The sequence below is a fragment of the Pseudodesulfovibrio sp. 5S69 genome (genome assembly GCF_037094465.1).
In the GTDB taxonomy this organism is placed as follows: domain Bacteria; phylum Desulfobacterota; class Desulfovibrionia; order Desulfovibrionales; family Desulfovibrionaceae; genus Pseudodesulfovibrio; species Pseudodesulfovibrio methanolicus.
Window position 1 is genome coordinate 1,580,544 of sequence record NZ_CP146609.1, and the last position, 23,437, is coordinate 1,603,980.

Below are 23,437 nucleotides of genomic sequence, written 5' to 3' on the forward strand. Positions count from 1 at the left end.
ATGTTTTGTATTACAGTATGTTGTGCGATTTCCCCTGAGTGTGCCTTTGTGACCCTTCTTCCTTCACCCTTGGGTCAGCGTGACCCCTATAGGCGATGCGTGGCCGCTATATCCAAATATTTTATGATGTTAAACAATGTGTCGATTTGATACACAGAAAAGGGGCTAATGGGTCACAATTTCAGGGTGCAAGCCGATATAAAAAACCCGTTACGGCGACGGGTTTTCGGGGGAGGCGGGGCACGATCCGAACCGGGACGCTATCCCAGTCCGAACTTCTCGATCTTCCGGTACAGGGTCTTGCGGCCTATGCCCAGGGCCTTGGCCGCCTGGAGCCGGTTGCCGTCGTAGAACTGGAGGGCGCGCTGGATGTGCTCGCGTTCCATCTCCTCCAGGGAGAAGACGGTGCCGCCCTGTTCCGCCACGTGCTCGACCAGTTCCCGCGGCAGGGCCTGGTTGGTGATCACGCCCCCTTCCGCCAGGATAATGCTCCGCTCCAGCACGTTGCGCAGCTCGCGGATGTTGCCGGGCCAGTCATAGTGCGTCAGGCACTGCACGGCCTTGTCCGTGATGGTCAGCCGCTCCCGGCGCATGGCGATGCTCATGCGGCCGAGGAAATGTTCCACCAGCAGGGGGATGTCCTCCTTGCGCCTACAGAGCGGGGGGACCGGGATGTTGAAGACGTTGATGCGGTGGTACAGGGCCTCGTTGAACCGTCCCGCCTCGACCTCTTCGGCCAGGTTCCGGCTGGTGGCGAACAGGAAGCGGATGTCCACGTGGCGTTCGTTCTTCTCGCCCATGCGGCGGTACATCTTGGCCTCCAGCACCCTGAGCAGCGCCCCCTGGACCTCCAGGGGCAGCTCGCCGATCTCGTCCAGGAAAAGGGTGCCGGTGTCGGCGTAGGTCATCAGTCCGTCGCGACTGTCCGTGGCCCCGGTAAAGGAGCCGCGCGTGTGCCCGAACAGCTCGCTGCGCATGAGCTCCTTTTGCAGCGTGGCGCAGTTCTTGACGATGAACGGCCGTTCGTTGCGTTCGCTCTGCTCCTGGATGGAGTGGGCCACCACGTCCTTGCCCACGCCGCTTTCGCCGGTGATCAGCACGGCCACGTCCGTGGGAGCGACCCGGCTGATGAGATATTTTATTTGTTTGATGGGCGCGGAGTTCCCGATCAGCTTGGAGGCGGCCACGGTCTGGTTCGAGTGCCGGAAGCTGCGGTTCTCGCGCTGGAGGCAGACCCGCTGGTAGGCCCGCTCGATGACCAGTTCCACCCGGTCGAGATGAAAGGGCTTGGTCAGATAGTCGTACGCACCGATGCGCATGGCCTCGACCGCGTTGTCGATGTTGCCGTGCCCGGTGATCAGCACCACTTCGATGTCGGGGTAGGCCGTCTTGAACTGCACGAGCATGTCCAGACCGTCGCCGTCCGGCAGACGGATGTCCGAGACCACGACGTCGTAGTGCCCCTTGGAAAATTTCTCCAGCCCGGCGGCGGCCGACGCGGCCGTGTCCACGGTCCGTTCCTCGGTGGTCAGTTCGTGTTCGAGCAGCCGGAGGATCGATTCCTCGTCGTCGATGACCAGGACCTTGTAGCCGTTAGCCATGTCGGCCTCGTTTCCCTATCGGCAGGGTCACCGAGAAACAGGTCCCGGTGCCCAGTTCGCTGTTGACGGTGATTTCGCCCCCGTGGTCCTGGACGATATGGTAGCAGGTGGCCAGCCCGATGCCGATGCCCTTGCCCACGGGCTTGGTGGTGAAGAACGGCTCGAAGAGCTTGTCCAGGTTCTTCTCCGGGATGCCGCAGCCGGAGTCGCTGACCGCCATGCGTACGCCGTTCTCGTGGAGGGTGGTGGATACGCACAACTCCCCTTCCTCCCCGATGGCGTCCACCGCGTTGGTCAGGAGGTTCAGGGCGACCTGCTTCAACTGCGCCTCGTCTCCGTAGATCATGGGCAGGGTCTCGGCCAGGGACATGGACACCTTGAGCTTCGGGTGGTTCTTGAAGTGGTGCTGCAGGATGCGGATGGTGTCCTTGACCACTCGGTTGACGCAGACCTGGGTGAAATCGGCCACCATGGGGCGGCTGAAGGTCAGCAGGGTCTGGACGATCTTCTGGCAGCGCGAACACTCCTTGAGGATGGTGTCCGTGTACTCCTTGAAGTCCTCGTAGAGGTCGTCGTCCACCTTGTTTTCCAGCCGGGGGAGGCGGCGCTTGAGCCCCTCCGCGAACCCGGCCACCGCGGCCAGGGGATTGTTGACCTCGTGGGCCACGCCCGCGGCCAGCATGCCGGTGGTGGCCATCTTCTCGGCCTGGTAGAACTTGGCCTGGTATTCCTTTTCCATGGTCACGTCGCGCTTGAAGATGAGCACCCGGTGTTGCGGCAGGTGGGGGTTCTTCAGGGGGGCCGCGACCATCTGGAACTGGCGGTTGCGCCCGCCGATGCGGAAGATGGCGGTCTCCCGGCAGACGGCGTCGGTGCTCAGCGACCTGAACGCCGGACATTCGTGGCACGGATAGTTGGTGTGCCGGAAGACCTCGTAGCAGTACCTGCCGATGGGGTTGATGCCCGGAAAGAGGTCCAGGAAGACGTGGTTGACCGAGATGATTTCCAGGTTCTCGGAGAGGACCATCATGACGTCGGTGATGCCTTCGAGGATGGCCGCGATTTCGAGGCGCTGGTCCTCGGACTCCCGGTGGCTGGCCGTCAGCTTCTCGATGCTCTGGCGCAGTTCCTGAAAGAAGTTGAGCTTGCTGTGCTCAATGCCCATGAGATCTTCGAGTGTCGTTTTTGCGGTACTCACCATGCAGCCTCGCATATGCTCATCAGGTCCTCGCAGGTCGCTTCGCGGGGGTTGGTCAGGGTGCAGGCGTCGGCCAGGGCCTTGTGGCAGAGCAGTTCGAGTTCGTTGTCGTTGGGCAGCATGTCGTTCAAGCGGCATGTCGCGCCCAGATCCAGGAACAGTTTTTCGAGGTATTCGATGCCCTTCAGGGCCTGCGCTTCCTCCGACTTGCACTGTATCCCGGTCACCTGGTAGCCCACGCGGGCAAGCTTCTTCGGCCTGGACATGAGGTTGAAACGCATGACCGAGGGCAGCAGCACAGGATGGACCATGCCGTGCAGAACGTCGAACCGGCCGCCGATGGAATGGGCCAGGGAGTGGGCGATTCCCAGGCCCGCGTTACTGAAGGCCATGCCCGCCGCCGTGCTGGCGATGCTCAGGTTCTTGAGCGCTTCCAGGGATTTCGAGTCCACGGCCTCGCGGACGTTCTCCATGAACAGTTGGATGGCCTGCATGGACTGGGGCTCGGAAAAGGGCGAGGCCATTCGGGAGACGTAGGATTCCACGGCGTGGGCCAGGGCGTCCACGGCCGAGGCCGCGATCAACTCCCGGCTCTTGGTGGCCAGGATCATGGGGTCGATGATGGACAGGTTGGGCACCAGCGAGCGGCTGATGATGGACATCTTCACCTGCCGCTCGATGTCGGTGATGATGCAGAACTGGGAGACGTCCGAGCCGCTGCCCGCGGTGGAGGGGATGAAGATCATGGGCGGCAGGGGGCGCATGATCTTGTTGGCGCCCTCGTAATCCCTGATCTTGCCGCCGTTGCCCACGATGGTGGAGATCCCCTTGGCCGCGTCGATGGGGCTGCCCCCGCCGATGCCGACGATGACGTCGGCGCCGTTTTCGATATACAGCTCCGCTCCCTTGTGGACCTGCACGTCGCGGGGATTGGAACTGACCTCGTTGAAGTAGACGCATTCGATGGCGTCCTTGCGCAGCAGGTCCATGACGACTTCGACCCAGCCCGCCTTTTCGACTCCGGGGTCGCTGACCAGCAGGACCCGCTTGGCCCCGAGACGACGAGCGCAGGGCGCAAGATATTTTATGCTGCCGTTGCCGAAGATGACTTCCGGAATGGCGAATTTGGTGATGAGCATGGCCTCTCCGCGCGTATAAAGTGTGGTTCAGCGTACGCAGTTTCCCCGACCTTAGGCAAGTCCTTTGCCGAGGTTCTCCTTTTGGCACCGGGGGCGGAGCGCGCGGGCACTCCCAGGCATTCCGTTCCCGATGGGGCGCTGTCATGCGATAAAAAGATCATAATCACAAATGGTTATAGAGTGGTCAGCCTGTTGCCGCACACCGCGGAAGAGCCCCCCGGCGAGTGGACTCGCCGGGGGGCTCGATCATTTTCGCGGCGCCGGGCCGCTTATTCTTCCTTCAGAACCGTCCGCATCTTGCTGAACTCTTCGGCGCTGATTTCCCCGTTGGCGTATCGGCGCTTCAGGATTTCCAGGGAGTCCCTCCTGTCCTGGCGGCCATCGGAGCAGCGGGGGGGCCGTTGAATGAACTTGTAGGCGAGGTAGATGAGGACGCCGATAAAGAGCAGGTTGAAGATGGAGCCGAAGCCGCCCATTCCCCAACCTGAACCGAAGCCGTGCATGAATCCCCAATTGCAATTGAACATGGTCTCTCCATGATGGATCGTTCCGGCGGGAGGGAGCGCATCCCTCCCGCCGAATCATTCAGTCCGAGCGTCTACCTGGCGGGGCAGTTGAAACCGCGGCCGTATCCGTTGAAGCCCATCATACCCCGACCGTTCATCATGCCGCGTCCCATGAAACCCTGGCCGGGCAGTCCCAGCGCGGCAGCCTTTTCATTGAGGGCGGTGATGTTCTTGTTGATGTGCTCCGTCAGGGCGCGCACCTGCTTGGCGTCCGGGTTCTGGCCGGCCATGAGCGCCGCCACTTCGGCCCTGTCCGCGCTGATCGAGGCGCGCAGGTCGGCGGTGGAGTTCAGAAAATCCTGATACGCCTTGGAATCGACCTGGTTGTTGTACTGCATGCCGTAACCGTTGCCGTAGCCGTTTCCGCGCTGCCCGTGCATGCCCCAGGCCATTGCGTTGGCGGAAACCAGGGCGACGGCCGCGACCAGTGCGAGAGTCAGAAAAGTCTTCTTCATGATAAAAACCTCCTAAATGGTTTTGTTCGTGTTCGTACTTTCCCTAAGGCAAAGGGCATGCCAAAGTTTATATTTTCAAATAACTCACTAAAATAAAAGTATATTTTAAATACATGCTCTGATTTGCCCCTTGCCAACGTCCGCCCATGTGGTTAATTTTTAATCAGTCGGGCTGTCGATAGTCCAAAAAATGGTCAATTCCGTCAGGCGGGAAGGACATGCCGTTGAACAAAAAGCTGTTGGGAAGCTCCGCGTCCGTTTGGATGATCCTGGGCATGGCGGTGATCATGACCCTGGTGGTCGTGGGTCTCGCCGTATTCAACTACAACCGTGAAGTGCGCTACATGGAGAAGGTCCTCGGCGAGAAGGGCGAGGCGCTCATCCGCTCCTTCGAGGCCGGCGCGCGGGCGGGCATGATGGGCAGCTACGGCGCTCAGGACAGGCTCCAGGCGTTGATCGACGCGACCGCCGAACTGCCGGACATCCGCTTCATTCTCCTGACGGACCGCAACGGGCGGATCATAGCCCACAGCGACTCCGCGAAGATCGGCGACGTTTTTCTCGGCCCCGACCGGATAAAGGCCCTGGCCCCGGATAAGGAAGCGCACTGGGTGATCGTGAAGGACGGCGCCGGTGCCGGTTCCTTCGTGGTCTACAAGGAGTTCGTCGCCCAGGGCCGCGGCGGTTACGGAAGGATGCGCGAAATGATGGGCCGCATGATGGCCCCCCCCTCGCAGGGCCGCGCCGGGGATCCCCACAGGGGGATGATGGGAGGCGGCGGTTCCGGGAAGAGCCTGGAAAGACCGCTGATCTTCATCGGCCTGGACATCGAGCCGTTCGTCGAGGCCCGCCGGGCCGACATCAGGGTCATGGTCATGACCTCGGCCGTGTTGCTGCTCGTGGGGCTCGGCTGCATGATCTCGCTCTTCTGGGTGCAGGCGTACCACAAGTCGCGCAGACAGTTGAAGGATTCGCAGATCGTGGCCTCGGAGATCGTCGCCCATCTGCCCGTGGGCCTGGTGGTGGCCGGTCCCGACGGCGTGGTCACCCATATCAACGGCGACGCCGTCTCCCTGCTCGATGCCGGGGCGGACGAGGCCCTGAACCGGCCGGTGGACGAGTTGCTTCCCCCGGCCATCGTCGAACTGGCTTCGGTGTCCGCCGAGACCGGGCACCCTGTGACCAGGGAGCTGCTGGTCACCGTTCGGGGCAGGGAATTCCCGGCCAATGTCGGCGTGGCGCCGGTCGTGTCCGACGACGGCTTCTCCCTCGGCACGATCTTCATCCTGAGCGACCTGACGGAGATCCACCGGCTCCAGGCCGACGCGAAGCAGCGGGAGAAGATGGCGGCCATCGGCAACCTGGCGGCGGGCATCGCCCATGAGGTCCGCAACCCGCTCAGCAGCATCAAGGGGTACGCGACCTACTTCGCCGGGCTGTTCGAGGAGGGCAGCGAGAACCGCAAGGCCGCAACGGTGATGATCGCCGAGACCGAGCGGCTGAACCGGGTCATATCCGAACTCCTTGACCTCTCCCGGCCCTCCGAGATCAAGCCCCGTGAGGCCGACATGGCCGTGGTCTTGGACACCGTGTCCCGGCTGCTGCGGCAGGATGCGGCGGACCGGAACGTCGCCGTCTCCATCGACATCGAGCCGGGCCTGTCCTCGGTGGAGCTGGACCCCGACCGCATGGTCCAGGCCTTGCTCAACATCGGGATCAACGGCATCCAGGCCATGGAGGCCGGGGGCAGGCTGGTTCTGCGGGCGCAGCGGTCGGGCCCGGACCTGGTTATCGAGGTCCAGGACACGGGGCAGGGCATCGCCGAAGAGAACCTGGCCACGGTCTTCGATCCGTACTTCACGACCAAGAGCCAGGGCACCGGCCTCGGCCTGGCCGTGGTCCGCAAGATCGTCGAGGAACACGGCGGGAGCGTCGCCGTCGCGAGCGCCGCCGGCAAGGGCACGACCTTCACCCTCTCCATACCTCAACCCGCATAAGAGTTTCGCGCCATGAAGACCAAGATACTGATCGTCGACGACGACAAGGGGCACCTGTCCATGCTGGAGACCATCCTCGGCGGATGGGGATACGAGACCGCGTCGGTCATGGACGGGGCCGAGGCGGTGGCTTCCGTCAAGGAGCACCCGTACGATGCCGTGCTCATGGACGTCCGCATGGCCAAGGTCAGCGGGATAGAGGCCCTGGAGGAGATCAAGGCGTTCAACCCCGCCATCCCGGTGCTGATCATGACCGCCTATTCGTCCGTGGACGTGGCCGTCGGGGCCATGAAGCTGGGGGCATACGACTACCTGACCAAGCCGCTCAATTTCGACGAACTCAAAATTATCCTGGAGCGGGCCCTGGAACACAAGCGGCTCTCCGAGGAGAACCGCCACCTGAAGGAGGTCTCCTCCGGCCAATCTTTGGCGGGCATCATCGGCACCAGCCCGGCCATGCAGGAGGTCGTCGAGATGGTCAAGGTCGTGGCCCCCACCGAGGCCACGGTCCTGATCACCGGGGAATCCGGCACGGGCAAGGAGCTCGTCGCCCGGGCCATCCACGCCAACAGCGCCCGGAAGGCGAAGCAGCTCGTGACCATCAATTGCGCGGCCCTTTCGGAGACGCTCCTGGAGTCGGAGCTGTTCGGCCATGAAAAGGGGGCCTTCACCGGCGCGGACAAACGGCGCGACGGCCGGTTCATGCAGGCCGACAAGGGCACGATCTTCCTCGACGAGATCGGGGAGATATCCATGCCCATGCAGGCCAAGCTGCTCCGGGCCGTGCAGGAGCGCGAGATCCAGCGGGTCGGCAGCGATACGGTGCAGTCCGTGGACGTGCGCATCCTCGCCGCCACCAATAAGGATCTGAAGACCGAGGTGGAGGCGGGCCGCTTCCGCGAGGACCTCTACTACCGGCTGCACGTCATGGTCCTGCGTCTGCCCTCCTTGCGGGAGCGCCAGGACGACGTCCCCCTGCTGGCCAATTTCTTCCTGAAGCGGTTCGCCGAAAAGAACCGCAAGGCCGTCAAGGGGTTCACGCCCCTGTCCATGGATATGCTCATCCGCTATTCCTGGCCCGGCAATGTCCGCGAGCTGGAAAACACCATCGAGCGGGCCGTCATCCTCTCCATGGGCGAGTACGTCACGGAGAAGGAACTCCCGGCCTCCCTGGTCAAGGACTACGAGCAGGCCGTCCCGAGCGCGACCGGAACCGAAACGCTCGGCGGCCAGCCCCTGGAGGACGTCCAGAAGGCGGCCATCCTGGCGACCCTCGAACAGACCGGCTGGAACAAGAGCGAGGCGGCCAAGATCCTCGACATCACCAGGACGACGCTGAACAACAAGCTCAAGAAGTACGGCGTGTAGCCTTCTTCGGAACGTTGCTCCTCCCCCTCGGGGTCGTCCGGCCCCGTTCTCCCGCCGCGCCCCGAGGGCGGCGGGCAGCCTCTCGGCGGTCAGCTTCGGGGAGATCTCCCGCGTTAACGGGAGCGTGTTTCCTGGAGCGGGCTTGCCCTCGTTCATGCAGGTGAATGCCTTGCCATGGCCGTTCGTCCGGCAATCTCGACGCCCCCCTGTACCTCGCCCCTATTCATCGGCTTGCTGATTGTGTATGGTACGCCCTGTTTCTTTTATGCATTTCTTTATGTGTTATTCGATAAAGAGGGTGTTGCTGATATGTTTGCGCATTCATTGGAGAAGGCGGGACCGGAATCGTGGCAGCGGCTGGATGATCACCTGAAGAACGTGGCGGACGGGGCCGCGGCCTTCGCAGCGGCCTTCGGGGCCGCCGAATGGGGCCGGGCCGTGGGGCGCCTGCACGACATCGGCAAGCACAATCCCCAATTCCAGCAGCGGCTGACCGGCGAGTACACCGGCCACGCCGACCACAAGGGGACCGGGGCGCGGCTGCTGGACGGGCTGGGCACGGGCTTCGGCCGGATCGGCGCATACTGCGTGGCCGGGCACCACGGCGGCCTGCCGGATTACCACGGCTCCGGACCGCGCGCATCGCTGAAACAAATCATTGAGCGGGCGTTCGTCCTGCCCGAGTCCGTCGCCAATCCGCTTTTCGGGCTTTCGGAGCCGTCCCTGCCGTACGCGCCGGACGATCCGTTCCAGCTCTCCTTCTTCACCCGGATGCTCTTCTCCGCTTTGGTGGACGCGGATTTCCTGGACACCGAGGCCTTCATGGACGCCGAAAGGAGCGGGTGGCGCACGCCGGGGCCGCCGCTCGACGCGCTGCGCGGGGCGCTCGACCGCCATCTGGCCGGGAAGGACGGCAGCGGGCGCATCAATTCCCTGCGCGCCGAAATCCTGGGCCATTGCCGGGAACAGGCCGCCCTGGACCCCGGCCTGTTCACCCTGACCGTGCCCACCGGGGGCGGCAAGACCCTGACCTCCATGGCCTTCGCTTTGGATCATGCGCTCCTGCACGGCCTGCGCAGGGTGATCTACGTCATTCCCTACACCTCCATCATCGAGCAGAACGCGGGCGTCTTCCGCGACGTGTTCCGGGCGTTTCCCGGCGCGGTCGTCGAGCACCACAGCAATTTCGACCCGCGCCGGGCCTTCGGGGGCGAGGACAATGCGGGGGAGTCCGTTCAGGCCCGCCGCCACCGGCTGGCCTGCGAGAACTGGGACGCGCCCGTGGTGGTGACCACCAACGTGCAGTTCTTCGAGTCGCTGTTCGCGGCCCGGCCGTCGCGCTGCCGCAAGCTGCACAACTTGGCCGGGTCGGTGATCGTCCTGGACGAAGCCCAGATGCTGCCCGTCGATTTTCTCGACCCGTGCCTGCGCGCCCTGGAAGAGTTGACGACGCACTACGGGTGCAGCGCGGTTCTGTGCACGGCCACCCAGCCCGCCCTGCGCCGGGAGGACTTCGCGGTCCTTTCGCGCAAGGGGCGCATCCCCGGACTGCCGGGTCTGGATGCGCAACGCGAACTGGCCCCGGACCCGGCGCGACTCTACGAAGCCTTTCGACGTACCGAACTGCGCGACCTGGGCGAACTGGCCCTGGGGGATGTGGCGGCCCTGGTCCGGGAGCGGGAGCAGGCGTTGTGCATCGTCAACACCCGGGCCCGCGCGGCCGAGCTGTTCGAACTGGTCCAGGACGTGCCGGGGGCGCGCCATCTGAGCGCGCTCATGTGCCCGGCGCACCGCTCCGAGCGGCTGGACGAGATCCGGCAAATGCTCAAGGACGGGGAGCCGTGCAGGGTGGTCTCCACGCAGTTGGTCGAGGCCGGAGTCGATGTTTCATTCCCCGAGGTGATCCGCGAGATGGCCGGGCTCGATTCCATCACCCAGGCGGCGGGGCGGTGCAACCGCGAGGGCGAGCGCGAGGGGGCGGCCCCGGTGTCCGTGTACTATCCGGCCGAAGGACTGCCGCGCGCCTTTTCGGCCCAGGCGGAGCACACGGGCTCGGTCCTGCGCGGGCCCCACGGCAATGATCCGTTTTCGCCCGAGGCCATCCGGCAGTATTTTCGGCTGCATTACTGGCTGCAACAGGACCGCCTGGACCGCCGGGGCGTGCTGCGCGACCTGAACAGCCGGGACCTGGAATGGTATTTCCGTGAGGCCGAGCGCAAGTTCCGGCTGATCGACACGGTTATGGTCCCGGTGATCGTGCCCTGGGACGACCGGGCGCGGGAACTGGTGGAGACGCTCCGGTACGCGGAGCACCCCGGCGGCATCCTGCGCAAGCTCCAGCAATACACGGTCCAGGTCTACGAGGGCCAGTTCCGCGCCCTGGACGAGGCCGGGGCCGTGGAGACGGTGGTCGAAGGGTGCGAAGTGCTCTGCCGTATGGAATTCTATGACGATCTGTTCGGCCTGACCGTGCCCGGCCCGGCCGATCCGGAATATTTTTTGGCCTAGGTACGACAACACGGAGGTGAGATTCGTGTCAGGAATCAAGCTCAAAGTCTGGGGAGAGTATGCCTGCTTCACCCGGCCGGAGATGAAGGTGGAGCGCGTCAGCTACGACGTGATGACCCCTTCGGCGGCGCGGGGGATTCTGGAGGCGGTGTACTGGAAGCCGTCCATCCGCTGGGTGGTGGACCGCATCCACGTCATGAAACCCATCCGTTTCGACAACGTGCGGCGCAACGAGGTCTCGGCCAAGGTGCCGGTCAAGGGCGCTTCGGGCGTGAACGCGGCCATGAAGGGTGGCGGAGAGCCGTTGCGGCTGTTCATCGAGGACAACCGCCAGCAGCGGGCCGCCCTGATCCTGCGCGATGTGGAGTACGTCATTGAGGCACACTTCGAATACACGTCCGCCGAGGACCGCAACGACGGCAAACATCTGGACATGTTCAACCGGAGGGCGGGCAAGGGGCAGTGTTTCCACCGGCCCTATCTCGGCTGTCGCGAGTTCGCGGCCTTCTTCGAGCCTGTGGAAGGCGACGCCCCGGCCTCGCCCCTGGCCGCCGAGCCCGCGCGCGACCTGGGCTGGATGCTCTACGACCTCGACTACCGCAACGGCATGGCCCCGCTGTTCTTCCGCCCGGCCCTGGAAGGCGGGGTGGTCGAGGTGGCCAGGGCGTTGGAGCGCGAGGGGGTGGCCTCATGATCCTCCAGGCGTTGAACGGCTATTATGAGCGGCTGTTGGCGGACTCCGAGGCGGATGTACCCGAGTTCGGCTTCGGCCGCCAGGGGGTGCACTACTGCCTGACCCTGGACCGGGCGGGCAACCTGGCGGGCCGCCCCATGGACCTGCGCGACGAAAAGGGCCGTCCGAACCGCATCGAGGTGCCGGGGCCGGTGGTGAGGGCGAACGGAATCATATCCAACTTCGCCTGGGACAACACCGGGTATGTGCTCGGAGCGGACGACAAGGGCAAGCCGGAGCGGACCGTCGCAACCCATGCGGCTTTCAAGGCCCTGGCCGCCGAGGTCCTGGCTGGCGTGGACGACGAGGGGGCGCGGGCTCTGCTGGCCTTCCTTGCCGACTGGAATCCGGCGCGGGCGGCGGAGTTGCCCGGCTGGGAGGACATGGTCGGCCTGAACGTGGTCTTCATGCTTGATGGCGAGCCCGGTTTTTTGCACGACCGGCCCGCCTTCCGCAAGGCCTGGCTCGCGCATCTCGCCGCCAACGACGAGTTCGCCACGGGCCGGTGCCTGGTCACCGGCGAAGTCGGCCCCATCCCCCCGACCCACGCCAAGATCAAGGGTGTACCCGGCGCGCAGACCGCCGGAGCCTCGCTCATCTCCTTCAACCTCGACGCGGCCGAGTCCTACGGCAAGAAGCAGAACCTCAACTCCCCGGTCTCGGAGCGTGCGGCCTTCGCCTACGCCACGGCCCTCAACCACCTGCTCGCGCCGGACAGTCCGCGCAAGGTCCAGGTGGCCGAGACCACCGTGGTCTTCTGGACCGATGCGCCGGGCGAGGCCGAGCCGTTCTTCGGCCTCGCCATGGGCGGCAAACGGGCCGAGGATGACGGGCTGGCGCGACGCCTGGAAGGGTATCTCGCAGATGTGACCAAAGGGAGGTATCCCAACGCGCTGGGCGAAGCGAAGACCCCGTTTTACGTGCTCGGCCTGTCGCCCAACGCGGCCCGGCTGTCCGTACGATTCTGGCACGTGGGTACCGTGGGAGAGATGGCGGAGAACGTCGGCCAACACTTCCGGGCCCTGGCCCTGCAGCGCCGGTTCGACAGTGATTCCGAACATCCGAGCCCGTGGCAACTGCTCAAGGAGCTGGCCCCCCAGCGGGACGCAAAAAACCTGTCGCCGCTGCTCTTCGGCCAATTCGTCCGCGCCGTTATCCAGGGACTGCCCTATCCGCAGACCCTGCTGTCCGCCGCCATCGGCCGCATCCGTGCCGACAAGGAAATCAACTACCTGCGGGCGGCCGTGATCAAGGCCTTCCTCATTCGCAACAGAAAACAGGAGATTCCCATGACACTCGATAGCACCAATATGGACATCGGCTACCGCCTCGGTCGACTGTTCGCCATTGTCGAACGCATCCAGGAGGAGGCGGTCCCCGGGGCCAACGCCACGGTGCGGGATCGTTTCTTCGCTTCCGCCGCCGCCACCCCGGCGCGGACCTTCCCCATCATCATGAAGAACGCCCAGCATGGGCTGGCCAAGGTCCGCAAGGACAAGCCGGGCTGGGCGGTAACCCTGGACAAGGCGATTCAGGAGATCGTGGGCGGCATCGACGCCGCAACCGGTTTCCCGGCCTCCATGTCGTCGGAGAAACAAGGCATGTTCATTCTCGGATACTATCAGCAGCGTCAGGATTTCTACATCAAAAAAGAAAAGAATACGGAGGACTAGACCATGACCGCCATCAATAACCGCTATGAATTCGTGTACCTGTTCGACGTGGAGAACGGCAATCCCAACGGCGACCCGGACGCGGGCAACACCCCGCGCATCGACCCCGAGACCGGGCACGGTCTGGTCACCGACGTCTGCCTCAAGCGCAAGATCCGCAACTATGTGGACGTGGTCAAGCAGGGGGCCGAGGGGTACAATATCTATGTCACGGAAAAGGCCGTGCTCAACCGCAACAACGAGATGGCCTACAAGGCCCTTGAGATAAAACCGGAAAAAAAGAAGCTGCCCAAGAAGGAGGAGGACGCGCGCAAGGTCACCCGCTGGATGTGCGACAACTTCTTCGATGTGCGCACCTTCGGCGCGGTCATGACCACCGAGGTCAATTGCGGCCAGGTGCGCGGGCCGGTGCAGTTGGCTTTCGCCAAGAGCGTCGAGCCCATTGTCCCGGCCGAGGTGTCCATCACCCGCATGGCCGTAACCAATGAGAAGGATTTGGAAAAGGAACGGACCATGGGCCGCAAGCACATCGTGCCGTACGGCCTGTACCGCGCAGAGGGGTTCGTCTCCGCCAACCTGGCGTTGGGCGACAAGGGGACCGGCTTTTCGGACGACGATCTTGACCTGGTGTGGCAGGCACTGGCGAACATGTTCGACCACGACCACTCGGCGGCCCGGGGCAAGATGAGCCCGCGCGGCCTGATCGTGTTCAAACACCAGGACGCCCTGGGTAACGCCCCGGCCCACAAGCTGTTCGAGGCGGTCACCGTGACCCGCAGGGAAGGCGACGGCCCGGCCCGTGCCTTCTCCGATTACGCGGTGTCCGTCGATGAATCCGCCGTCCCGGACAGCGTCACCCTGGATGTGAAGTTCTAGCCATGGACCGGACCCTGCCCCTTTCCGCGTTGCAGCATTATCTGTACTGCCCCAGGCAGTGCGCGCTCATCCACGTGGAAAAGGTCTGGGCGGAGAACCGCTTCACCGCCGAGGGGCGGCTGCTGCACCTGCGCGCCGATGCCGGGGCGCCGGGGCGGCGCGGGGGCGTGGCCCAGGACCGGGCCGTGCCCCTGCGCAGCGACCGGCTGGGGCTGTACGGCGTGGCCGACGTGATCGAGTTGCGGCCCGGCCCGGACGGGAGCGAGGTGCCGTACCCCGTGGAGTACAAGCGGGGCGGCCCCAAGATCGAGGACTGGGACCGGGAGCAGCTCTGCGCCCAGGCCCTGTGCCTGGAGGAAATGCTCGGCGCGGTCGTGCCGGAGGGGGCCATCTTCTACGGCAAGCCTCGCCGCAGGGAGCGGGTCGTCTTCGATACGCCCCTGCGCGAGGCGGTGGAGCACCACTGCCGCGAGTTGCACGCCATGATCGAGGCGGCCGAAACGCCCGAGGCCGTGCCGGGCAAGCGGTGCCGGGGCTGTTCGCTCAGGGACGCCTGCATGCCCGGTGCCTCGCGGCGCGTGGAAACCTATCTGCAAAGGGGGCTGGACCCGTGAAGAAACTTCTGAACACGCTCTACGTCACCTCCCAGGGCAGCTACCTGTCCAAGGATGGCGAGTGCGTGGTGGTGCGCACCGAGGACGGGGAAAAGCGCCGCTTTCCAGTCCATGTACTGGACGGCATCGTCTGTTTCGGCAACGTGCTGTGCAGTCCGTTCCTGCTGGGCCATTGCGGCGAGAACGGCGTGGCCGTCTCGTTCCTGACCGAGCGGGGGCGGTACCTGGCCGGGGTGCGCGGCCCGCAGGGCGGCAACGTCCTGCTGCGGCGGGCCCAGTACCGGTTGGCGGACGACGCGGAGGCCTCCTCGCGGCTGGCCCGGTCGGCCCTCGTCGGCAAGGTCGTCAACGCCCGGACCGTGCTCCGGCGCTGCCTGCGCGACCACGGGGACCGCGTGGACCGGGAGGCTGTGGCCGGGGCCGTGGCCGTGCTCGACGAAAGCGCCGAGCGCCTTCACCGCCCGGTTTCGCTGGATGAGGCGCGTGGCATGGAAGGGCAGGCGGCCAACGCCTATTTCGCGGTCTTCGACAACCTGATCCTCTCGGAAGACGGGGCCTTCCGCTTCACCGGCCGGAACCGGCGGCCGCCGCTGGATGCGGTCAATTGCCTGCTCTCCTTCGTCTATACCCTGCTTGCCCACGACGTGCGTTCCGCCCTGGAGGCGGTGGGGCTCGACCCGCAGGCGGGGTTCCTGCACCGCGACAGGCCGGGTCGCCCCGGTCTTGCCCTGGACGTCATGGAGGAATTCCGCGCGTTTCTGGCCGACCGGCTGGTCCTGTCCCTGATCAACCGGGGCGAGGTCCGCGCCCGGGGCTTTGTCCGCAAGGAGAGCGGGGCGGTGTTCATGGACGACGATACGCGCAAGGCGGTCCTCACGGCATGGCAGAAGCGCAAGCAGGACGAGGTGACGCATCCGTTCTTGAAGGAGCGCATCCCCCTTGGCCTGGCCTTTCACGTCCAGGCGCTGCTCATGGCGCGTGCCGTGCGCGGCGATCTGGACGGCTATCCCCCATTTTTTTGGAAGTGAACATGCTGGTGCTGGTCAGTTACGACGTCAGTTTCGAGGAGCCCGACGGCAAGCGGCGATTGCGTCGGATTGCCAAGATTTGTGAAAATTTCGGGCAGCGGGTGCAGTATTCCGTGTTCGAGTGCGTGGTCGAACCCGCCCAATGGGTGCAATTGCGCCACCGGCTGCTCGATGCCTACGACGAGGACCGGGACAGCCTGCGTTTCTATTTCCTGGGCAAAAACTGGCAGCGCCGGGTGGAGCAGCACGGTGCTGGAACCACCTATGACCCGGAAACCGATACCCTGATTCTCTAGCGCGAACCCCAAGCGGTCATGAAATCCCGGGGAGGCTCGCGCGGTTGCCAATAGTTCGCTATTACGGTTAATTGAAGAATCATGTCCCGTCAGGGACCCTGTCGGGCGGCCCTCACCTCCCACGGTTCGCGGAATCCCCCCTGGCAACCCGCACCACAAGAGCCCCAGGCCCCCCCACAGTCGCCCCCCACGCGGGGGCGTGGATTGAAACAGGCACGTTGAAGGCTACATGGTAAGTATCCGGCGTCGCCCCCCACGCGGGGGCGTGGATTGAAACTCTCTTGATGCCCATAACGTCATGGTCAAACGCTTGTCGCCCCCCACGCGGGGGCGTGGATTGAAACTAGCTATATGTTTGCAGCCCTGCTCTCCACAACTGTCGCCCCCCACGCGGGGGCGTGGATTGAAACCTAAGTTTCCGGTGAATCCTGTCGATATACTCGCGTCGCCCCCCACGCGGGGGCGTGGATTGAAACTGGAAGTATCCCACCCGCGCACTTCCACATCGTCGTCGCCCCCCACGCGGGGGCGTGGATTGAAACCCGCCCGCCAATACATGAGCAACGACTTTTCGAGTCGCCCCCCACGCGGGGGCGTGGATTGAAACTTCGCCCACGAAGAGGACAAAAGCGGTGCGTGTGTGTCGCCCCCCACGCGGGGGCGTGGATTGAAACTTGAAGAGGTGTTTCACGTCGTGGGCGATGTGCGCGTCGCCCCCCACGCGGGGGCGTGGATTGAAACTGTTAGTGATAGTGTTACAAAACATAAGAGGTCATGTCGCCCCCCACGCGGGGGCGTGGATTGAAACTGTCTGCTCGACGACGCACCCAACAAAGGGGTCAAGTCGCCCCCCACGCGGGGGCGTGGATTGAAACGGGCATAACATTATGCGTCCTCCCTAAAATGGCAGTCGCCCCCCACGCGGGGGCGTGGATTGAAACCTCCGAGGAGATGCCGCACATTGAGGGCATCAAGCGTCGCCCCCCACGCGGGGGCGTGGATTGAAACACGAAACGATAGCATGGGCGGTCAAGGATGAGTGTCGCCCCCCACGCGGGGGCGTGGATTGAAACAGGTACTCCCACTCGGATTTGAACCGATCTATTTCGTCGCCCCCCACGCGGGGGCGTGGATTGAAACTGAGGCAGAGCACCAGCGGTACTTGGAAGTCCTAGTCGCCCCCCACGCGGGGGCGTGGATTGAAACTGTTGAGCCTCCTGATTAATGGCCTCAATAAGTCGTCGCCCCCCACGCGGGGGCGTGGATTGAAACGCTTGACATTAAAATACGTCTCATCCTCGTTGTCGTCGCCCCCCACGCGGGGGCGTGGATTGAAACCAGCATTCGCGCTGTTGGCGGCCAAGTTGCTTGCGGTCGCCCCCCACGCGGGGGCGTGGATTGAAACTACTGATCCTTGTGCCTCGCCTTACACTCCGTCGTCGCCCCCCACGCGGGGGCGTGGATTGAAACTATTAAGGGCGGCCTACTCGTGACCTTACCATTAGTCGCCCCCCACGCGGGGGCGTGGATTGAAACATTTGGTTAATCTGACTTCTTTGTAGTCTGCGCGTGTCGCCCCCCACGCGGGGGCGTGGATTGAAACCTTGCGGGATTGGAGATCCTTTTCGTTGTCTATTGGTCGCCCCCCACGCGGGGGCGTGGATTGAAACCATCGATCCTCGCGACCGTCTCTGGGCCTACAAGGGTCGCCCCCCACGCGGGGGCGTGGATTGAAACTTTTTCAGCGGCCATTTCTGCCACCATGCGGAGGGTCGCCCCCCACGCGGGGGCGTGGATTGAAACATGATCCTGTTGGTCATGCGGTCGCCGAACCACCAGTCGCCCCCCACGCGGGGGCGTGGATTGAAACCCGTATCTCGGTCATAAACAAACCCTGATTGCCATGTCGCCCCCCACGCGGGGGCGTGGATTGAAACAAGTTGATGGGGGTACCTCCCTCACTTTTTGGGGGTCGCCCCCCACGCGGGGGCGTGGATTGAAACAATAAAATTTCAAACTTTTTTACAACTAGCTTAAGTCGCCCCCCACGCGGGGGCGTGGATTGAAACCTTCGATATCCCACTCCCCAAGCTCTTCACCTATGTCGCCCCCCACGCGGGGGCGTGGATTGAAACAGATATTCCTGCGCGAACTGGTTCAAAGCGATGTCGCCCCCCACGCGGGGGCGTGGATTGAAACTGTTTAACGACACTCATGCCCACTCCCTGCTGATGTCGCCCCCCACGCGGGGGCGTGGATTGAAACTTTCTCCGGGCCGGCTTGTGCTTGGAGGCCAAACGTCGCCCCCCACGCGGGGGCGTGGATTGAAACGGAATTGGTGGATGACCCGCTATCCGCAGTGCCGCGTCGCCCCCCACGCGGGGGCGTGGATTGAAACTTTTGAACCGGGGTGGCGGTCAGCTCCACATAACGTCGCCCCCACGCGGGGGCGTGGATTGAAACACCACGTCCATGGTTATGGTCCTGGACGGCTGGCGTCGCCCCCACGCGGGGGCGTGGATTGAAACTCAGCGTAGAGGGCGAGGCGGCAGGGCCAGCGAAGGTCGCCCCCACGCGGGGGCGTGGATTGAAACGTGGGGGTTGGCGTTGCCGGGCACCCCCGCAGGTCGTCGCCCCCCACGCGGGGGCGTGGATTGAAACACCGAGGACGTGGACGCGCAGCTGGTCCAGTTTTGTCGCCCCCCACGCGGGGGCGTGGATTGAAACAGACCGGCCGGGGCCGGGGGATTCTTGTCGAAGGCATGCGCAAAGGCATACAGATAGCCCACCGTGGTATAGACGCGCGCCGGGAGACACAGGGCCACGGAGTGCTTGTCGTCGGCCTGCTCCATGTTTTTTGCCGTGTATTCCTCCGCATGCTGCGACCATTGCGGCCCGCGGCGCGACATGGGGAATGCGGCTGCTCCGTCTGAAAGCCCGGTTTACCATCGGGGAGACGGCATCGGCTCTGGACAACGTGTGCACCCAGGCATCGGAGCCTTGAGGGGCAGTGCGCCGATACCGGAGCTGCCGAGGAACCTTCGCCATTCTCCGTCGATCCCGCGCCTTGCGAGGCGCTATGGCGAGGTCTGAGCGTTCAGGGGGGCTTGGGGAGAAATCTGTCGTTGCGGCCCCCCGCGATCAGAATGGGGGGCCGCAACGCACGGAACACTATTCTACGTCCACCAGATCATGCGGGCGGGCGGATTGCCGGTCCTGGTGAAGTCGTCGCCGGACTCCTTCAGCACCTCGTCCAGCTCCTCGACCGTGAAATCGTATCCATCCTCAAGGGCGGCGGCCACAAAGGCCTCCTTGGTCGCGATGGTGTTGTACTTGGCCTTTACAGTTTTGTTCTCGCCGCCCGCGATCAGCAGGCGCTCCACTTCTTTTTTGGACATGGCAATGCTCCTTGTTGGCAACAGAATGGGGTATGGCATCATTCGGATCACAAGAACCGGCAGGCATGGAAATGGATAAGCATGGCGCCGACTCGTCGATCAATAAGCCTTAGCTTGGGGCCAAGATCACCGTCAAGTGCCCGCCACGAGCGGCGTTTCGGGATTTTTTCGGGTGTAGAGGCCACAGGAAGGGCGGGAGGCGGAAGCAAGAAAGAAAAAACGACCCATCGGGGGCTGATTTTACCTATGCGGAGGCCGTACAGTGAGGAATTTTGCGCTCCCGGCAATAATATCGAGGAAAAGCAACTTGTCTATTTTGCCGTGGATTCACACCCGGGCCGTCCATGGCAGCCGCATAGCCCCCGACGTATGGCGGGGGACATGCCAAGGCGCAACAAGCGTTCAGGATTCTTCATAACGGCTTGAGTCCCTTTGAGCCAGGAGCGAGCTTTGCACCCGCGGCCTACTGCCCGCGCAGCGTTTTCCAGATGAATAATATGGTATTACAGTATGTTGATTGAGTCAGGCGTACGGGGCGTCTGGTTGATTCCAATTGACGCTGCGGTGGGGTTTTGATTGGAAAAATAGTAGTCGTGTCAAGAAGGTGGAGCCGGGGAAGAGCAAATGGAAGGGATGGCTTATGCCGGAATGGAGCCGTTGCGTGCCGAGCCGCAACGGCCTCCGAAATCCGTTGGCGCCACCGCGACGCGCAGCAGAGTCTGGCCAAGGGCATCATCCTGCCGACCATCATCATGGTCCTGATGACCGTCCTGCTCTTCAACAAGATCCGCAACCCGCTGGTCATCTGGCTGACCGTGCCCCTGGCCATTATCGGCGTGACCGCCGGTCTGCTCCTGACCGGGCGACCGTTCGGGTTCATGGCCCTGCTGGGTTTCCTGAGTCTGTCGGGCATGCTCATCAAGAACGCGGTGGTCCTGCTGGACCAGATCATGCTGGAGCTGATCCACGGCAAGATCCCGTATCCGGCCATCGTGGATTCGGCGGTCAGCAGGATCAGGCCGGTGGCCATGGCCTCGGCCAAGACCATCCTGGGTATGATCCCGCTCATGTTCAACCCGTTCTTCTCGGCCATGGCCGTGACCATCATGGGCGGGTTGATGTTCGCCACCATCCTGACGCTGATCGTGGTGCCCGTGCTCTTCGCCATGTTCCATCGACTCCACAACCCGGGAGATTGATCGCGACGAAATGGAACAAGCGGACCTGACCGTCTCCGCGGCCCCGCCTCCCGTCACTCCTCCCGAACCAAAAGTCTTCGGCGTGATGGATGGCGAAGAATTTCGGGTGAAGGTGAAGTTCGGCAAGGCTGTTGCCGGGTATGTCCAGGAGCGCATCTGGAGCGATGATCAATCCATCAGGCGGTACAAGAACGGCAACGTTGACCTCGAATTCAGCGCCAATAGCTGGCGGGAAGTCCGGTCAGGGGTTTTGAGTTTCGGCAGCAACGCCAAGGTCATTTATCCCAAGGAACTTCGGGCAGAGGTCGTTGAAGAAGCACAGACGATCCTCGGCATGCTCATAGATCTATAGCCTGAGGATGGTTGCATGGCTGATTGGTGAAAGTCTCCACCAGTTTCGCCGTCGTTCGGATTGAACCCGCCATGTGGGGTCGGAACGTACCGATCAAGCCCGCATTTTACATGAAGTACCCAGTTGTTTTCTTGGCCGCTACTCGAAACCAAGAGCACGACCATATGTCGGACCAGCCATATTCCCTTGGTCCGCTCAGGTCGTCGCCGTGCCTCCCGGCGGCGGATTATCAGGAGCCGTTTCGTCTGTGATTCAGAGAAGGACATGCCGCGTGGGATGCGGCGTTTTTTTCTGACCATGTGATGCCAATGTAAAAATCAATGTATTATGGTCGCATTGTGCTTTGAATTTGCGAAGAAATGAGGGCGTGTAAATTGAATGGGGTTCATGACCTGCAAGTGAGTCTTGAGATTTCGTGTTACGTTTTACGTTCTATTTGAGAATAGTGAGTTGGTCCTCTTCGAATGTGAATCGGCAAGCGATTGATGGGGCGTCTAACTTCTCCATCGAGTCGCTTTTTGCTAAAGATTCAGCGATCCGAAAAGCCGGGGTGATGATTTTATCGTGAAGAGTCCGTTCATCGGAGATCGCGACAAGTGGGACAACGAACGTACAGCCGTAGTCTTTGGGGCTTGCATAGATTGTCCATAGCTGTTGACCTTTGAGATTATATCCATCACTTATCGCACTATGTAGGTTGAAATTGTTATTATCCAAATCCCAACCGATTTCATTTTCGCAATACGCAATCATGACGTATAAAGATGGTTCCCATCCATTAACGGCTTTATTCTCAGCCGTATTATATATGTGTGAGCAAAATGCTATATGTATTGTTCTTTTAGATCTTCTTGGAGCGAACTCATAGTTGTCCATGTAACTGACATCGAGCCATCCGGTTTTGTCCTTGAGCTCATAATCCGTAGACTCCATATAGGTGAGAAAACTGTTTTCTTCGAGCTCCAAGATTTTAGGTTCAATAGCTTGGAACATGGCATCTATTTGCCGACATGTTTCACTTATTATATGCGCAGCATTAAAGATCGTTTCGCCTTTCATTTAGTATCTCCGGATTGGTAGAAATGTATGTCTGTTGGGTCAAAAAATACATTCTGTTCTGGTAATGTAAACCACGGATTGGTGATGAAAAAACTAGTCTCGTTGATGTCGTGAAGAGCTATATTGGGTTCGATTTTGGAAAACCCGACGAATGGAACAATCCCACTTTGTTCCAAAAAAGCTACGACGGATTGTCCCCATCCGTGCCTATCAATAGGCTCGCCATTTGGACTGCACATGTGTTCCAAGCGAGAGGCCGCAAGCAGGACATGCTTCCATGTTGCTGGGAATAGGCAGTCTCTCCAAGCGCCAATGTAGGTTGCCCGGGGCGGGAATTTGTAGTGGCATTTGTCATGGTACAAACACTCTTTTATTTCGCATGAATTGATAGAGCCATTTGTCGATTCATTGAATTTTGCAGTGCAAGACTCTTTGGTATTCCCATTGCTTATCGCGGCTCTTCGAGTAATGTATAGATGTAGCCATTTGTCGTCGTGGCGCAGATCACGGTGGACCCATTGTTTTAACAACTCGCATGGTGGGGTTGTCCTTCCGGGTTGTCCGTTTTCCTTTATCCATTTGAATTCTAGAATGATATGTATCTTGCCATGAGGGGTTGTGAAGTGAACCACCATATCCGGTTCCACATCCCGCATGCCCGAGTAGGCAACAGCGGGTACAAATTTGGGCCAAAATTCAAATTCTACATCGGTTGGATTGGAACCCAGTGAAAAGGAATGTCCGCTTTCCTCAATAAGTTGTTGGAAAAAAATCCAGGTAAGATTTGGGTCATCCAGGAACACGAGAGGCTCAAAGACAATAGATGTAATTTCATCTTCTCGAAAAGTCCTGGCTATTGGGCGCTTGATTTTTCGTTTTTTGGCGGCTGTAAGCATAGATTTTGAGCTATACAACGTATGGGTTGCTTTCTCAATAGTCATACAACTCATGTCAGCTTTTAGGCAAAGATAGCCCGTGATCGCGCACTGCCAGCTCGTATCAAGTGCGACAACGGGCCGGAATTCACGTCAAAGGCCTTGGACAAATGGGCCTATGAACACCACGTTGAACTGGACTTTTCCAGGCCGGGGAAGCTTACGGACAACGGATATATTGAATCTTTCAACGGCCGTTTCAGAGACGAATGCCTCAATGTGAGCTGGTTCTTGTCTCTGGAGGATGCCCAGCGTAAGATCGAGGTGTGGCGACAGGACTACAATGAGAGTCGCCCTCACTCGTCCCCGGGCAACCTGACGCCCATGGAGTTCGCCATCCATTCCGGGCAATTGCCCGGAATGGATGGGCTGAAAAGACGCCGGGAACTCACACAAGCCCGGACCTAAAACGGGGGCATCTCCAGTAGGATAAACGTGTTAG

General features: G+C 61.9%; 19 protein-coding genes, 1 pseudogene and 1 CRISPR repeat array. Of the genes and pseudogenes, 12 read left to right on the top strand and 8 right to left on the bottom strand.

The genetic code is table 11. The features are described from left to right. Positions 1-260 precede the first annotated feature (260 nt). From V8V93_RS07305 to V8V93_RS07325, 5 genes are all read right to left on the bottom strand, one after another. Positions 261-1,601 (bottom strand): sigma-54-dependent transcriptional regulator, encoded by a 1,341-nt coding sequence (locus V8V93_RS07305; protein WP_338669708.1) that lies wholly within the window; start codon positions 1,599-1,601, stop codon positions 261-263. Beyond that, positions 1,594-2,802, bottom strand: coding sequence for a two-component system sensor histidine kinase NtrB (locus V8V93_RS07310; protein WP_338669709.1), 1,209 nt, complete (start codon positions 2,800-2,802; stop codon positions 1,594-1,596). The genes V8V93_RS07305 and V8V93_RS07310 overlap by 8 nt, the downstream gene beginning before the upstream one ends. Continuing rightward, a complete protein-coding gene (locus V8V93_RS07315; RefSeq protein ID WP_338669710.1) occupies positions 2,796-3,938 on the bottom strand; it encodes an iron-containing alcohol dehydrogenase in 1,143 nt (380 codons plus the stop codon). Before V8V93_RS07315 ends, V8V93_RS07310 begins: the two co-directional genes overlap by 7 nt. A 269-nt stretch (positions 3,939-4,207) precedes the next feature. Continuing rightward, complete coding sequence (locus V8V93_RS07320; protein ID WP_338669711.1) at positions 4,208-4,465, bottom strand: SHOCT domain-containing protein; 258 nt, start codon at positions 4,463-4,465, stop codon at positions 4,208-4,210. A 71-nt stretch (positions 4,466-4,536) separates the two neighbouring features. Continuing rightward, a complete protein-coding gene (locus tag V8V93_RS07325) occupies positions 4,537-4,959 on the bottom strand; it encodes a zinc resistance protein (protein WP_338669712.1) in 423 nt (140 codons plus the stop codon). 218 nt (positions 4,960-5,177) lie between these two features. Between V8V93_RS07325 and V8V93_RS07330 the strand changes: the two genes are divergently transcribed. From V8V93_RS07330 to cas2, 9 genes are all read left to right on the top strand, one after another. Then, positions 5,178-6,956: an ATP-binding protein gene (locus V8V93_RS07330; RefSeq protein WP_338669713.1), complete on the top strand. Its 1,779-nt coding sequence runs from the start codon at positions 5,178-5,180 to the stop codon at positions 6,954-6,956. Between the two features lie 12 nt (positions 6,957-6,968). Continuing rightward, positions 6,969-8,324, top strand: a complete 1,356-nt coding sequence (locus tag V8V93_RS07335; RefSeq protein ID WP_338669714.1) for a sigma-54-dependent transcriptional regulator — start codon at positions 6,969-6,971, stop codon at positions 8,322-8,324. Positions 8,325-8,633: 309 nt separating this feature from the next. Beyond that, complete coding sequence (cas3, locus tag V8V93_RS07340; RefSeq protein ID WP_338669715.1) at positions 8,634-10,832, top strand: CRISPR-associated helicase Cas3'; 2,199 nt, start codon at positions 8,634-8,636, stop codon at positions 10,830-10,832. Between the two features lie 25 nt (positions 10,833-10,857). After that, entirely contained in the window at positions 10,858-11,526 is a 669-nt protein-coding gene (gene cas5c, locus V8V93_RS07345; protein ID WP_338669716.1) for a type I-C CRISPR-associated protein Cas5c, read from the top strand. Then, complete coding sequence (cas8c, locus tag V8V93_RS07350) at positions 11,523-13,238, top strand: type I-C CRISPR-associated protein Cas8c/Csd1 (RefSeq protein ID WP_338669717.1); 1,716 nt, start codon at positions 11,523-11,525, stop codon at positions 13,236-13,238. The genes cas5c and cas8c overlap by 4 nt, the downstream gene beginning before the upstream one ends. Positions 13,239-13,241: 3 nt before the next feature. Beyond that, positions 13,242-14,114, top strand: coding sequence for a type I-C CRISPR-associated protein Cas7/Csd2 (gene cas7c, locus V8V93_RS07355; protein WP_338669718.1), 873 nt, complete (start codon positions 13,242-13,244; stop codon positions 14,112-14,114). Positions 14,115-14,116: 2 nt separating this feature from the next. Then, complete coding sequence (gene cas4, locus V8V93_RS07360; RefSeq protein WP_338669719.1) at positions 14,117-14,728, top strand: CRISPR-associated protein Cas4; 612 nt, start codon at positions 14,117-14,119, stop codon at positions 14,726-14,728. Next, positions 14,725-15,756 (top strand): type I-C CRISPR-associated endonuclease Cas1c, encoded by a 1,032-nt coding sequence (cas1c, locus tag V8V93_RS07365; RefSeq protein WP_338669720.1) that lies wholly within the window; start codon positions 14,725-14,727, stop codon positions 15,754-15,756. Before cas4 ends, cas1c begins: the two co-directional genes overlap by 4 nt. A gap of 2 nt (positions 15,757-15,758) precedes the next feature. Further along, on the top strand, positions 15,759-16,052 hold the full coding sequence (gene cas2, locus V8V93_RS07370; protein ID WP_338669721.1) for a CRISPR-associated endonuclease Cas2: 294 nt from the start codon (positions 15,759-15,761) through the stop codon (positions 16,050-16,052). A 179-nt stretch (positions 16,053-16,231) separates the two neighbouring features. Continuing rightward, positions 16,232-18,779: a CRISPR direct-repeat array (repeat unit 32 nt; unit sequence GTCGCCCCCCACGCGGGGGCGTGGATTGAAAC). 449 nt (positions 18,780-19,228) lie between these two features. Here cas2 and V8V93_RS07375 read toward each other — a convergent pair. Next, positions 19,229-19,450, bottom strand: coding sequence for a Nif11-like leader peptide family natural product precursor (locus tag V8V93_RS07375; protein WP_338669722.1), 222 nt, complete (start codon positions 19,448-19,450; stop codon positions 19,229-19,231). A gap of 752 nt (positions 19,451-20,202) precedes the next feature. On the opposite strand from V8V93_RS07375, the gene V8V93_RS07380 reads away from it, so the two are divergent. Next, on the top strand, positions 20,203-20,649 hold the full coding sequence (locus V8V93_RS07380; RefSeq protein WP_338669723.1) for an efflux RND transporter permease subunit: 447 nt from the start codon (positions 20,203-20,205) through the stop codon (positions 20,647-20,649). A gap of 10 nt (positions 20,650-20,659) precedes the next feature. Then, complete coding sequence (locus tag V8V93_RS07385) at positions 20,660-21,001, top strand: WYL domain-containing protein (protein ID WP_338669724.1); 342 nt, start codon at positions 20,660-20,662, stop codon at positions 20,999-21,001. Positions 21,002-21,433: 432 nt separating this feature from the next. Here V8V93_RS07385 and V8V93_RS07390 read toward each other — a convergent pair whose 3' ends face one another. Both V8V93_RS07390 and V8V93_RS07395 read right to left on the bottom strand, forming a co-directional pair. After that, positions 21,434-22,060, bottom strand: coding sequence for a hypothetical protein (locus tag V8V93_RS07390; protein WP_338669725.1), 627 nt, complete (start codon positions 22,058-22,060; stop codon positions 21,434-21,436). After that, positions 22,057-23,001, bottom strand: a complete 945-nt coding sequence (locus V8V93_RS07395) for a hypothetical protein (protein WP_338669726.1) — start codon at positions 22,999-23,001, stop codon at positions 22,057-22,059. The genes V8V93_RS07390 and V8V93_RS07395 overlap by 4 nt, the downstream gene beginning before the upstream one ends. Before the next feature lie 54 nt (positions 23,002-23,055). Here V8V93_RS07395 and V8V93_RS07400 point away from each other — a divergent pair. Continuing rightward, positions 23,056-23,403, top strand: a pseudogene (locus V8V93_RS07400) (integrase core domain-containing protein); the annotation flags it as partial. Positions 23,404-23,437: the final 34 nt, after the last annotated feature.